The following is a 12,398-nucleotide window of genomic DNA, read 5'->3' on the forward strand; positions in this document are numbered from 1 at the left end:
TCAGGAGCGAAATCAGATGAAAAAAACAAACCAAAAGAATACAAATAACAATAAACGCAATCGTCAGGTCAAGGCGACAGAACCCCAAAAAAGCCCGTCCACCAAAGGGGTCACCCAATACCCTGTGACCGAACCGAGCGAATTGTTGCCCTTCTTGCTGCAGATCCTCAGCAAGCAAAGCCGCAACTCAGTCAAATCAATCCTTACCCGCGGACAAGTGACTGTAGACGGGAAGACCATCACCAAGCACAACCATCCCTTGGAACCCGGGCAGACTGTCGGCATTTTGGCGAACAAGGAAGCCCTCAAAAAAACGTCCCTGTCAGGCCTCAAGATCCTGTTTGAGGATGAAGCCATCATTGTGATCAATAAGGATGCCGGCCTGTTATCGATGGCAACCGACGATCCTAAAGAACCAACCGCTTACCGCCAATTAAGCCAATACGTCAAAGAAGACAACAAAGCAAACCGGATATTCGTCGTGCATCGCCTGGACCGGGATACATCCGGCGTCATGCTGTTCGCAAAATCCGAAGAGCTGAAAGAAAAGCTGCAAAATAATTGGAAAGAAATCGTCAAAGAACGCATCTATACCGCTCTGGTCGAGGGCGAAATCAAGAAGGATGCAGGCACGATTTCCTCGTGGCTGACCGAGAGCAAAGCCATGAAGGTTCATTCCAGTCCGAAAGACAACGGCGGCCAGCATGCCGTGACCCATTACCGCAAGATCCGCGCAAACAAGGAATATTCGCTCTTGGAAGTGGAGCTGGAGACCGGACGCAAGAATCAGATCCGCGTCCACATGGAATCCTTGGGCCATCCGGTTGCCGGAGATAAGAAATACGGTGCCCGTACCAATCCGATGAAGCGTTTGGGGCTGCACGCTACCACACTCGCTTTCATCCATCCTGCGACCGGTGAGCTCGTCCGCTTCAGCGCACCGGTGCCGAAAGCCTTTCTGCTGTATTCGAAATAAGAAGAAAGAGAGTGGGTCAATAGGCGTTTAAGCCCGGATCACTGGAGCGAAGAAGCGCAGGATGGTCGCAGACCATCTGAGCATTCTCCGCCAAAATGGCTTTGACAGGGAATCTAGCGTTGTCCGCGGACGTTTTTGCCCGCCAAAGTGGCTTTGGCGGGTTTTCAGACTGTGGTTTGAACTAAAATAAACCGCCAAAACCATTTTGGCGGTTTATTTCAACATAAATTCAATTCCAGCCTATCCGCGGTAACGCAACGCCAGCCCTTTCAGGAAATTACGCGCATAACGATCGCCGCAAGGCTTGTAGTTGCGGTGCCCTTCTTTGCGCAAGACCGCGCTCAGTTCGCTTTTCGAAACGGTGACGCCTGCCGATTCCAGAATTTCCAGCATGTCTTCGTTTGTCAAAGTCAGCGCGATTTTGACTTTCTTCAGCAGCAGATTGTTGACGTTTCCGTTGTTCAGCAGAAATTCCGGCTTTGGTTCCGGTTCGCCGGGCTTCGCTTGCGGTTTACCGCGTTGAGAAGTGATGAGTCCGTTCAAGAACGATTCCAGTGTCGCATTATCGCAAGCCAGTTGATCATCGCCTGACGGTGCAGCTGCGCCCGCAGCGTCAGTTGCTTCATCTTTCTTTGGATTCTTGAGCATCTTTTGCACGGCTTCCTTCGTCACTTCGAGTCCACCCAAACGGAACACTTCCACCATATCCGCGTCCTTGATGTCCAGCGCATAGCGCAAGCGGATCAGTATATCATTGTTGTCCATATTAAACCTCCAAATTTTCCTGTAAAATTATCCTTTTCCAGTATACCTTGTTGTCATGTGGAATGCATGCCTTATTCGCTCCACATTTTTTTAATTTACCTCTTCACTTCTCGCGCAAATATGTTATAATCAGATATACGAGCAGGTGATTCATCTGTTTAACGGTTCCTTAGCTCAGCGGGAGAGCACTACCTTGACATGGTAGGGGTCGCTGGTTCAATCCCAGTAGGGACCATCAAGCTTCAGTACAAAATAGGAAAGAGGCACGATCGAGAAATTCGATTGTGCCTCTTTTTATGTCCATTTTGAGCCTTGTTTATTCCTCATTCGGCCGCTTCCGGAGCCTCGCTCATCGTTGCATCCAATAAGTACTCGCCTTTGCTGCTGTTGTCTTCGGTAGCGAAGCGCGCGTCCAGATCATTGAAATGCCACCATTCCGAAGCCAAAGGGGTCAGTCCGGCATCGGTGCAATAGCGCTGCAGGAGAATCGCCGCCTCATTCATCGTATCAGCCAAGTTGGCTTGGAGCCACGCTGTCGGCGAGCTGGATTTGACCGGTCCGGTGAACGTAGCCGAAGCCATGCTCAATTCATGGATGGTTGTCGGCATGGTATATTCCGTATAGCCCGTTACGGCGGTCGCCGTATAGTCGCCGATGACGAATTCCTGCTGTTCCGTAATTTTCGCCAAAGTGACATCGATGGCATAGCCCATCTGATGATTCGAAATGCTTGTCGCGATAAACCAGTTGGTATCCCAAGGATGGGTATTGATGCCCGCCATCACTTCCGGATCGGCCGCAGCCAAGGTTGTCAAAGCATCCACTGTCAGCTTTTGGGCAAAAAATGGACGGTACCCCTCATAGATGACCAAAGTATTCCCCTCTTCCAAAGCTGCTTGCTGCGCCAAATGGATTTTCTTTGACATGCTGTATAGCACCGGCACGATATCGGACACTTTGCCCAGACGCACATTGTATGCTTTCCCATCGTACAGCGACTGACCCGTGATGCCGGGAATCGTTTTTCCGGAAGAAACGAACTTGGATGCATATGTGTTGGTGTTGTCATAGATGATGGAAGGGATCACGTCCGGAAGGTTGATGAAACAATAAAGATGTTGCACCCAGCCGGACTCTGTTTCGGTCTGGACATACCACCAATCACCCACTTCCTCCACCACCTCAAAAGCGGTCCCCGCTTCCAAGGCCGCAAGCGTCTCGGCTCCAGCATCAACAGTCGCCTTCAGATCCACCCGGACCGAAGCATAGCCAGTCGCCCCGTTGACCGGAAGTTCCAGATCCCCTTCATACACCATCGCTTCCGGATCTTCTGGCTGGATCACCGCTGTTTCCTCTTCATTCGAGGTTTCACTCGAGGCCGCCTCTTCTGAGGTCACCGCTTCTACAGCCGAACTTGTCGAAGCGCTCTCCGATTCCTCCGTTTCCGTCTGTTCATCCGATCCTGAGCAAGCGGACAGCACCACAACCGTCAGGATGCCGATGAAAGCGCGGCGCCAACATCTTTTTATTTTCATTTATATTCAGTCCTCCATTACGCGGATACAATCATTTTCACGAGTTCCAACAGCAACAGATGGAACGGATAAAAAACATAGAAGCCCCATTTCATCACATTGGATTTCTTGCCTTGACGGCCTTTGTAGAACAGCAGCAGCGGCACCGCCAGAAAAATTCCGATCTGATAAGATTGCGTCCAACCGATTTCTTTGATTGAAGGGATGATGTGGAACAGAATCCCTATGATTGCAAAACTCAGCAGCTGCCTTTCGATTTGTCTCCTGAACAATCCGAAAAACAGGATCCACAAGACCGCTACATAATTCCAATCAGCCGGGACCGCCAATAGACAGCAGATTAAAGCGATGAAGACTTTCAGCGGATGGGACCAGTCCTCCCGTTTGGCCGCCGCCAATGCCACCAATCCCAACGCCAAACCCCAGATGACACTCGTTGCCTGCCACCACGGGAGACCGAAATACCAGACATACGGAAAATGCGAAACGGCGGCGAACAGCGCTAACCGCACGATATATTTCTTCAGATTGGATGTGTAATGATAGCCTTCCGCAATCATATAGCACATGATCGGGGCGGCAATCCGCCCTAATATGCGCAGCGCAACACCTTCAAGGCTGTCCTGCGGCATAAATACCGCAAAAATATGATCGAAGAACATCGCAAATATCGCAAGGTTCTTCAATGTATAGGATGATAGATCTTTTTGAATCTCGCTGATGCCTTGCATCGGTGTGCTCCTCACTGTACTTGGTTTCGCAGCGTTTGCTGTAAGCTTATCGACAGGCCAGTTTGCCTGCCCTTTGCCACAGTATAAGCTTCCTGACGTCCGCCAATCCCCGAAAAAAAGGAAGAGATTTGCGGAAAAACTTACGCAATCCGAAATTGGATACGTTAACATTTGCAAAACGCATGCGAGAAGCCATTTTTGGGCAAATTGGACCGTTCACTTTCTCTCGGATTGGACGGTCCCATAGTCCTTTGCATTTGCTAAAATTATCAGCAATATACGAAACGAGAAGGAGGACTTCCTGATGAGATACAAACCGAATTACGCCCCGGGTCCGACTGAGGTACGCGAAAATGTACGTTTGGCCCGCGCAAAAAGAACCAACAACAGCGACTTTGACAAAACATTCGTCCGCTATTACCGTGAGGTCAGCCAAAAAATGGGCAAAGTCATGGGCACCACAAATGAGGTCCTGTTACTTGCTGGTGAAGGGATCCTGGCTCTTGAGGCCGCTTGCGCAAGCCTGACGGAACCTGGCGACCGCGTGCTCGTACTGGACAACGGCATCTACGGCGAAGGCTTCAAGGATTTCGTCAGCATCTATGGCGGCGTACCGGTCGTCCTGAGTTTCGACCATCGCAGCGGCATCCCTGCTGAAGCGGTACGCGCCTATCTGGAGAAGGATTCCGACTTCAAATATGCTACCCTGGTCCATTGCGACACGCCGACATCGGTACTGAACAACGTCGCCGAGCTTTGTCCATTGTTGAAGAAATACGGCATCCTGACGGTGGTCGATTCCGTCGCCGGCATGGTTGGCGAGCCGATTAACGTCGACGAAAATAAAATCGATATCTGTTGCGGCGGGACCCAAAAAGCCATTTCGGCCCCGGTCGGACTGGCGATTGTCTCAGTCAGCGCAGACGCGCAAAAAGCGATGAACAACCGCAAAACGCCTATCGCTTCCTTTTATGCCAATCTACAGGTCTTCAAAGGCTACGCGGAAAAAGAATACTTGCCCTACACGACTTCTGCTGGCGATGTCGCAGCGCTTGATGCCGCTTTGGACAACATCCTGGAGGAAGGCATCGAGACCGTTTTTGCACGCCATGACAGGATTGCTTCCGCAGTACGCGGATCCGCCCAAGCGTATGGATTGGAGTTGTTCCTGGATTCCGACCGTTCCAATACAGTCACTGCCATCAGGATACCGGAAGAAATCGGCGCCTTGCGCCTGCAGGACCACCTCAGCGAAAACTACAATCTGTTGGTCGCAACTTCATTGGCACAATACGCAGATGTAATCTTGCGCATCGGACATATGGGCGAAAATGCCTTCATCGACAAACTTATCTATGTTTTGTCCATCATCGACAACGGTCTGCGCGATCTCGGCTTCGCCGGAAACGGGGATTTGGCCCAACTTTTCATCGACATTTACAAAGAAAATAATTAGGAGGCTTCACTATGCAAAAAGCACAAGGTTATTCAAACACTCGCACGTATGATTTGGTTTTGACGGCAATCCTGATTGCGCTCGTATTCGTAGCGACGGTCTTCCTGAACATCAAATTGCCTATCACGGCAAACGGCGGACTGATCCACCTCGGCACTGCGATGCTCTTCCTCGCATCCATCCTGTTCGGGCCGAAAAAAGGCGCTATCGCCGGAGCGGTCGGCATGGCCATCTTCGACCTTATGGCCGGATGGGTTCTGTGGGCTCCCTTCACATTAGTAACCCGCGGCTTGCAGGGCTATCTGGTCGGTAAATTGGCCTGGTCGAAAGATCGTCAAGGGAACAGCTTTGCTGTGAATCTTTTAGCCACGCTGCTTTCGGTTCCCATCATGCTGGTCGGTTATTATCTGTGCGAATGGATCCTGTACGGCAATGCCCTTACCCCGTTCGCTTCTATTCCCGGTAACCTCGTCCAGAACGCGGTCGGAATCGCCATTTCCTTGCCACTGTCGGCAATTTTGAAAAAGATGAATATCGCTGGAAGATAATGAATTGAAAAGGAAGGCTCTGTCTCGTGATGAGACAGAGCCTTCCTTTTTGGTAATAGTCCTCGGGTTGTCTGATTCTTTAACGGTATCGGATTGGTATAGAGTGGGTGAAGCGTGCAATTTTATTTGGTTATTGCAGATAGCACCGGCCAGATGCCCGTATTGACGAATAAAGTACCTGTATTCGTCAATCTTGCCTTTCGCTATGCCCAAATTGTCGAATGTTTTTGAACATTCGACAAATCAGCTCTCTATTGGGGTCAAATTGTTGAATAATTTTGTAGCATGGTCCCGCCCCCCAAAAGTTAGAGTGAAATCAAACATTTTGGGGGTCATAATTATGAAGAAATTTAGTGCAGAATTTAAATTGAAAGTTGTAAAAGAGTATTTAGAGGGTTCCTTAAGTTATATGCGTTTGGCAAAAAAATACGATAGTTTGTCCGATGAATCAATAAAGAATTGGGTAAAATATTATCAAAAATTAGGAGTTGAAGGTCTGAAGGTAAAACCGCAGAGCTCAGCTTACTCTGTTCAATTCAAGATGGATGTATTACACTTTATGAAACAGTCCGGTTCCTCCTCTTTAGACACAGCCATTGCCTTTGGCATAACTAGTCCTGCCCTTATTTGGAGATGGAATAAAACTTTCCAAGAAAAGGGAATCGAAGGACTAAAACCAAAGCAAAAGCCAAAGAGGTGCACTTGTATGTCCAAAAAGAACACTAACAAACAAATAGATCAATCCGCACCGTCTACAGAAGAACTGAAACGAGAAATTGAATTACTTAGATTGGAGAATGCGTACTTAAAAAAGTTGCAAGCTTTTCAGGAGAATCCGAAGGTCTTTCTCGAAAAGCACAAGCAGCGGTGACATTCGCACTCAAAAAAGAAGGATTCAAATTAAAAGATATTCTTTTAGTAGTAGGGATTCCAGAAGCAACCTATCACTATCACGTGAAGCAATTCGGGAAAGAGAATACGGATCAACCGACGAAAGAACTGATCAAACAACTTTTTTTCAATTTCCATGAGCGCTACGGAGCGAAACGAATCGCTAAAGAACTAGGGAAATTGGGACACATTACCAATCACAAGAAAGTGTCTCGTCTCATGCAAGAACTGGGAATAAAGTGCATCAAATTCATGCGAAAATCACGAAAATACAATTCTTATAAAGGCAAGGTAGGGACCGTTGCCAAGAATCTTTTAAACAGACGCTTCTCTACGCCTCTTTCTCTACAGAAGCTTGCGACAGATGTGACCGAATTCAAGTGTGCAGGAGAAGAAAAATTGTACCTTAGCCCCATCCTTGATCTATACAACGGAGAAATTATTGCCTATGGCATAAACAATCGACCGTCGTTGGAATTGGTGATGAAGCCACTTGAAGAAGCCCTCGGCTACGTAAAGAAACATGCCAAGTTTCGAACCACTATCCATTCTGATCAAGGATGGCACTATCAACATAATCGTTGGGTCAAAGCGCTGAAGGAAGATAAAATCTTTCAGAGTATGTCTCGAAAAGCAACGTGTGCAGATAATGCGGCGATGGAAAATTTCTTCGGCATCCTGAAGCAAGAAATGTATCACGGTTAAAAATTAGTCAGTTATGAAGAACTCCGCTCACGGATAGAGGTCTATATCCATTGGTATAACCATGTTCGATCAAAAGAAAAATTAGCTGGTCTCAGCCCAGTCCAATACCGAATCCAAGCCAGCCAAACGGCTGCATAATAAAAACTCTAACTTTTGGGGGTCGCCACCCATTCGACAATTTGATTCGCCGAACGAAACTTTGGGATGCAGGACCACCCGCTCCTTGAAACGGAAACAACAAAAAAGCTCGGAAGCCGCTGCCTCAACAACTGTGAGTCAGGGATTCCGAGCTTTTTATTTACAGTTCTCCGTTCATAGAGAGCCGCTTAGACCTTATTTGCCGCTTGTTTGCGCTTGTTTTTTCTTCAAACGCTCTTGTTTGCGCATGTCGATCTCTTTGTAATACGCTTCCCATGATATTTCAATAGTCACGTTCTGCGAATTCGTATAGACGATGTTCTTCATATATTTCTTGCTCCTTCTTTAGCGTAACCATATGCGTACGCTACTATCTTTCAACCTCCTCATATATCCTTTTTTTCTGTATTCAGAGAAATCAAAAAGGCACTCAATCGAGTACCTTTTGTGTCTCTACTTATTATCATAAGAAAGAAAAAGGTATTCCTGTACAGGAATCGCGGCTTTTTCACTATCAAATCTAAATCTTGGAAATTCATGTTGCGGGCACCACAGTGTGGCGCTACATAATAAATTTAACTTCGCTTATTTTTGGTTCCGTTTGCCTGCAGCATCCGCTGCAGAATAGAGAAAAGCCATGGTTCCATACATATAAGATGCATATGTTCTTGGACGTTGAAATGTAACTATAACACGAATATCCGTTCGATGCAAGTGAAACTATTTCTGGAATCAGTGCTTGTTCATCCCTTGCTTTTCAACGAAGTCATGCATGTACATGCGTTGCGGATGAGAGAGCATCTCTGCCATCTGACCGGTCCAAGTGTCGCAGCGTTCGCCTTCGGTCCGCGCCCGATAGTACGCTTGGATCTCTTCGTTGTACTGCTTCAGTTGTTCTTTATAAACCGCATTATTCTGTTGATACTCGTTTTCATGATAAATATGTTCGAAAGGCAGACGCGGCTTCTGGTCGTTGACGCTGGCCGGATAACCGACCGCCAGTCCGAAGAGCGGGATCACTTTATCGGGAATCTTCAGGAGTTCGCTGACTTTTTCGAGGTCATTCCGCAAACCGCCTACGTAACAGATCCCGAGCCCCATCGCTTCAGCCGCCAAAGCTGCATTCTGGGCAGCCAGGGATGCATCTACCACGCTGACCATGAATTTTTCGGTACTCTCAAGCGAGGCTGCAACGTCCTTCCCTTCCATATTTCCGATTATATCGTGGCGATGAAGATCGGCGCAAAATACAAAGAAATGGCCATTCTTGGCAACGAAATGTTGGTTACGCGCGATTTTCGACAATGCGTGTTTTTTGTCGCGATCCGTGACTCCGATGATGGAATAGGCCTGCACAAAACTTGAGGTGGATGCAGCTTGGGCACTGCGGACGATCGTTTCTATCTGTTCCGGGCTCAAAGGCCGTTCTTCAAAATCCCTTACCGTGCGATGCGCCAGGATGCGCGCGATCATTTCATTCATCTATTGTTTTCCTCGCCTTCAGAATAGCTTATATTGAATCCATAAGATCATTCTAAAGGAATGCAGCAGCCACGTCCAACCGGGTGCGCAAGGTCCCAACAGCGAAAAAGCCCCGCTCCTTTGCCATTTAGGCGAGGAACGGGGCCGGAAAATCCATGCATTATATTTTTTTGGCTTCTTTGATTGGGCGTTCGTGTTCTTCAATCGCTCCGTCGCTCAATAATTTTTCAGCGACCAAAAACAGGATCGGCAACAGCACATCATCCGCATAACCGGCCATCGGGATAAAATCCGGGATAATGTCGATTGGACTGATGATATAAAGAATGATCCCCAACACCAACCATTTTTTCTTGCCTTCGACTTTGGAATCGAACAGGGAAAGGATAAGTGACTTGACTTTACTGAAAGGTGTCAGACTGATTTTCTTTTTTACTTTCATTTTGCATTTTCCTTTGCTGATTGATTTGGACAACCATTCTTCGCACCTAGCTTGTGAGCGGGCTCTGACTAGTTATCGTGAACAAAGTATACTGCTTATCTTAAGTAAATGAATCAGTCTCAAGAATGATTTTTTGGCCTGTCTGAATGCCTCAGCTGTGCCCGACAATCAAATGTGGAACATAAGGCTCTTCCAGGAACGCGACTTCGGCATCGGTCAGTTTGACCGATATGGCTTCCACCGGTTTTTCCAGATGCTCCAGCTTGGTCGCTCCGATGATGGGAGCTACAACCGGTTCCTTCTGCAGCAGCCAAGCCAAGGCGATTTCGACACGGGAAACGCCTCTGTCGGCGGCTATCTGGGCCAATCGTTCGACGATGACCCGGTCCTTATCAGCAGTGGCGTCGTATTTCGAACGCGCCACATTGTCCGTTTCCATCCGTTTGGACGTCTCCGACCAGTCGCGCGTCAAACGACCTGAAGCCATCGGACTGTAGGGGGTCACGGCGATTTTTTCTTCCCGGCAGAGCGGCAGCATTTCCCGCTCCTCTTCGCGGTAAAGCAGGTTCAGATGGTTCTGCATCGATACGAAGCGCGTCCAACCGTTCTTTTCTGCTACGTGCAGGGCCTTTTGGAACTGCCAGGCATACATCGCGGAAGCTCCTATGTAACGGGCCTTTCCGGATTTCACCACATCGTGCAGAGCTTCCATCGTTTCCTCGATCGGTGTGTTGTAGTCCCAACGGTGGATGATGTAGAGGTCCACATAATCCATATCCAGACGCTTCAGGCTGTTGTCGATTTCGCTCAGGATGGACTTGCGGGACAGCCCGGAACCGTTCGGGCCCTCGTGCATCTTGCCGTGGACCTTCGTTGCGATGACCACTTCATCCCGCTTGGCAAAGTCCTTGATCGCGCGTCCGAGGATTTCTTCGCTTCTTCCCAATGAATAGACATTCGCTGTATCAAAGAAATTGATGCCCAACTCCAAGGCGCGTTTGATGATCGGCCTGCTTTCCTCTTCCTTCAGCGCCCATTTGTGCAGCCAGGTATCCGGATCCCCGAAGCTCATGCAGCCCAAACAGATCCGCGATACGTCCATCCCTGTGTTGCCGAATTTTACATACTCCATCTTTTTTCCTCCGTTCCTCTTAAACTTACAGTCTATTTCATTATGTTATAAAACCGGCCTGACGACTTCCTCCAATCGGAATACCTTCTCTTTGTATCCATAAACGAAGATGCTCCCGTTCGGGAAACCTTTCGCCAACTCCTCCGCCGGGTCTTGCCAAAGCTTCAAAAAATTGTAGCAGGCCCCACTGTGCGAAACCGCCAAAACATTCGTATGGTCATTCTTCTCCATCACGTCGGTCAACGTTTTTCTCATCCGCTCCGCCACATCATTCGTATTTTCCCCTCCGAATGGCACAAAGAAAGACACGATTTCCTGCGGCTCTTTCGGTTTGAGCATCTCCCGCTCCCCTTCGAAGAAGCCATAATTGACTTCCTTCAATCCTTTCAAACGTGCATAGGGCATGCCGGTGATCAATTCCAGCGTATCGCTGGCCCTTTCCGATGTGGAACTGTAGGCATGATCGAAGCGGATGCCTTCCGATCCGAAATAATCCCGCACGGCCTGAGCCTGTTTGATGCCCCGTTCCGTCAAAGGCGAGTCGCTCCAGCCCTGAATCTTTCCTTGGGTATTGAACAAAGTCTCGCCGTGACGGACCAAATATAATCGTTTCATCCGCGAATCTCCAATCATTTAGGATTTTTTCAGGCTGAATGGCTGTCCCGGTGCGTAAGCATGGATCCTTTCCGGATTAACCACCCGGTCGTACAAGGATTGCGGGTCGGCGTTGAACACGTTCAGATCCGGCGCATCCACCGTGCCCCAATGGCAAAGAATCAGATGTGCTTCAGGATAGGTGTTCGCCATTTGGATGGCCCCTTCCAAGCCGATATGCCACTCGTTGTCGGAAAAGTCGAAGAGAATCACATCCGGCTGCGGCATTTCCAAGTGCTCCTTCATCAACCGGGAATCTCCCGGTGCCCAGATGATTCCATCCGGTGTCTCGATCCAAAAGCCGCAGTAATCCTCCAACCGGAATACTCGGTAATTGTATTTGGCTTTTTCATTCTGCCAGGCATGGTCCGCCGGTGTCAGCGTTATTTTGGCCGGTCCGATTTCGAAACTGTCGCCGATAGTATGTCCGTTTGCTGGAAATCCTTCCGCCTGCATCAGTTCGGCCACATAATGCGGCCCGTGGAATGCTTTGGAGACATGCTCCATCGCGTGCAGCGACGGCACGCTGTAATGGTCATTGTCGCAGTGCGTAATCAGCACAGCATCCAGATGCGGGATGTTTTCAGGCGCAATCGGCATGTCGATCAGAAGCGGCATATCGAAGTCCTTCAGCATCGGATCCATCATGATGCAGGTGCCGCGGGTGTTCACGAACATCCCGCCGCTGCCCAGCCAGCGGACCTCCGTGTGGTCTATCGGTTGAAAAGCTTCTTCTCCAAAAAATACGGTAGGTGGTGGAACGGCTTGTTTGTGTGTTGCCATTTTCTTTTCCTCCTTAAAGTTGTCTAGCTTTTTCATGCAGTCTTAGTTTTTTTGTTTTTCTCAAAATGAATGCGTTCACATATCCAAAATAACACAATTCGCTAAGCAGGACCAGCAAGGACCCTGTTTCAGCGCTCCATTGAGATCAATGTTGCGCCGA

Annotated in this window: 14 protein-coding genes, 1 tRNA gene and 1 pseudogene; 7 read left to right on the forward strand and 9 right to left on the reverse strand. The window is 48.6% G+C overall.

Features of this window, described 5'->3' with window-relative positions; translation table 11 throughout:
• The first annotated feature begins 16 nt into the window (after positions 1 to 16).
• Positions 17 to 976 (forward strand): RluA family pseudouridine synthase, encoded by a 960-nt coding sequence (locus ACKPCD_RS13755; protein ID WP_276642174.1) that lies wholly within the window; start codon positions 17 to 19, stop codon positions 974 to 976.
• Positions 977 to 1,216: 240 nt separating this feature from the next.
• Here ACKPCD_RS13755 and ACKPCD_RS13760 read toward each other — a convergent pair whose 3' ends face one another.
• Complete coding sequence (locus tag ACKPCD_RS13760) at positions 1,217 to 1,741, reverse strand: YehS family protein (RefSeq protein WP_086990262.1); 525 nt, start codon at positions 1,739 to 1,741, stop codon at positions 1,217 to 1,219.
• 163 nt (positions 1,742 to 1,904) lie between these two features.
• On the opposite strand from ACKPCD_RS13760, the gene ACKPCD_RS13765 reads away from it, so the two are divergent.
• Positions 1,905 to 1,976 (forward strand) — tRNA-Val (locus tag ACKPCD_RS13765).
• A gap of 88 nt (positions 1,977 to 2,064) precedes the next feature.
• Here ACKPCD_RS13765 and ACKPCD_RS13770 read toward each other — a convergent pair.
• Together ACKPCD_RS13770 and ACKPCD_RS13775 are read right to left on the reverse strand one after the other, a co-directional pair.
• Positions 2,065 to 3,276, reverse strand: coding sequence for a hypothetical protein (locus ACKPCD_RS13770; protein WP_321433542.1), 1,212 nt, complete (start codon positions 3,274 to 3,276; stop codon positions 2,065 to 2,067).
• A 17-nt stretch (positions 3,277 to 3,293) separates the two neighbouring features.
• A complete protein-coding gene (locus ACKPCD_RS13775; protein WP_321433543.1) occupies positions 3,294 to 4,007 on the reverse strand; it encodes a TraX family protein in 714 nt (237 codons plus the stop codon).
• 304 nt (positions 4,008 to 4,311) lie between these two features.
• On the opposite strand from ACKPCD_RS13775, the gene ACKPCD_RS13780 reads away from it, so the two are divergent.
• The 5 genes and pseudogenes from ACKPCD_RS13780 to ACKPCD_RS13800 form a co-directional block, all read left to right on the forward strand.
• The gene (locus ACKPCD_RS13780; RefSeq protein ID WP_321433544.1) at positions 4,312 to 5,463 is read left to right on the forward strand and encodes a pyridoxal-phosphate-dependent aminotransferase family protein; all 1,152 of its coding nucleotides are present in this window, start codon (positions 4,312 to 4,314) and stop codon (positions 5,461 to 5,463) included.
• 11 nt (positions 5,464 to 5,474) lie between these two features.
• Complete coding sequence (locus tag ACKPCD_RS13785) at positions 5,475 to 6,011, forward strand: ECF transporter S component (RefSeq protein WP_321433545.1); 537 nt, start codon at positions 5,475 to 5,477, stop codon at positions 6,009 to 6,011.
• 340 nt (positions 6,012 to 6,351) lie between these two features.
• Complete coding sequence (locus ACKPCD_RS13790; protein WP_276647287.1) at positions 6,352 to 6,882, forward strand: helix-turn-helix domain-containing protein; 531 nt, start codon at positions 6,352 to 6,354, stop codon at positions 6,880 to 6,882.
• The gene (locus tag ACKPCD_RS13795; protein ID WP_321434577.1) at positions 6,801 to 7,607 is read left to right on the forward strand and encodes an IS3 family transposase; all 807 of its coding nucleotides are present in this window, start codon (positions 6,801 to 6,803) and stop codon (positions 7,605 to 7,607) included. Before ACKPCD_RS13790 ends, ACKPCD_RS13795 begins: the two co-directional genes overlap by 82 nt.
• Positions 7,608 to 7,628: 21 nt before the next feature.
• Positions 7,629 to 7,745: pseudogene (locus ACKPCD_RS13800) on the forward strand (IS3 family transposase); the annotation flags it as partial.
• Positions 7,746 to 7,940: 195 nt separating this feature from the next.
• Here the strand turns inward: ACKPCD_RS13800 and ACKPCD_RS13805 are convergent.
• The 6 genes from ACKPCD_RS13805 to ACKPCD_RS13830 all read right to left on the reverse strand — a co-directional run bounded on the left by ACKPCD_RS13805 (position 7,941) and on the right by ACKPCD_RS13830 (position 12,238).
• Positions 7,941 to 8,072 carry a hypothetical protein gene (locus tag ACKPCD_RS13805; RefSeq protein WP_255356057.1) on the reverse strand — a complete coding sequence of 44 codons (132 nt, stop codon included), beginning with the start codon at positions 8,070 to 8,072 and terminating at the stop codon, positions 7,941 to 7,943.
• A 405-nt stretch (positions 8,073 to 8,477) separates the two neighbouring features.
• Positions 8,478 to 9,227: an oxygen-insensitive NADPH nitroreductase gene (gene nfsA, locus ACKPCD_RS13810; RefSeq protein WP_321433546.1), complete on the reverse strand. Its 750-nt coding sequence runs from the start codon at positions 9,225 to 9,227 to the stop codon at positions 8,478 to 8,480.
• Between the two features lie 160 nt (positions 9,228 to 9,387).
• On the reverse strand, positions 9,388 to 9,669 hold the full coding sequence (locus ACKPCD_RS13815) for a DUF1232 domain-containing protein (RefSeq protein WP_068561953.1): 282 nt from the start codon (positions 9,667 to 9,669) through the stop codon (positions 9,388 to 9,390).
• A gap of 151 nt (positions 9,670 to 9,820) precedes the next feature.
• Positions 9,821 to 10,801 (reverse strand): aldo/keto reductase, encoded by a 981-nt coding sequence (locus ACKPCD_RS13820; RefSeq protein WP_319467801.1) that lies wholly within the window; start codon positions 10,799 to 10,801, stop codon positions 9,821 to 9,823.
• Between the two features lie 45 nt (positions 10,802 to 10,846).
• Complete coding sequence (locus tag ACKPCD_RS13825; protein WP_321433547.1) at positions 10,847 to 11,416, reverse strand: histidine phosphatase family protein; 570 nt, start codon at positions 11,414 to 11,416, stop codon at positions 10,847 to 10,849.
• Between the two features lie 18 nt (positions 11,417 to 11,434).
• On the reverse strand, positions 11,435 to 12,238 hold the full coding sequence (locus tag ACKPCD_RS13830; protein ID WP_321433548.1) for an MBL fold metallo-hydrolase: 804 nt from the start codon (positions 12,236 to 12,238) through the stop codon (positions 11,435 to 11,437).
• Between the last annotated feature and the right edge of the window lie 160 nt (positions 12,239 to 12,398).

Source organism: Trichococcus flocculiformis, assembly GCF_963662535.1.
Classification (GTDB): domain Bacteria; phylum Bacillota; class Bacilli; order Lactobacillales; family Aerococcaceae; genus Trichococcus; species Trichococcus flocculiformis.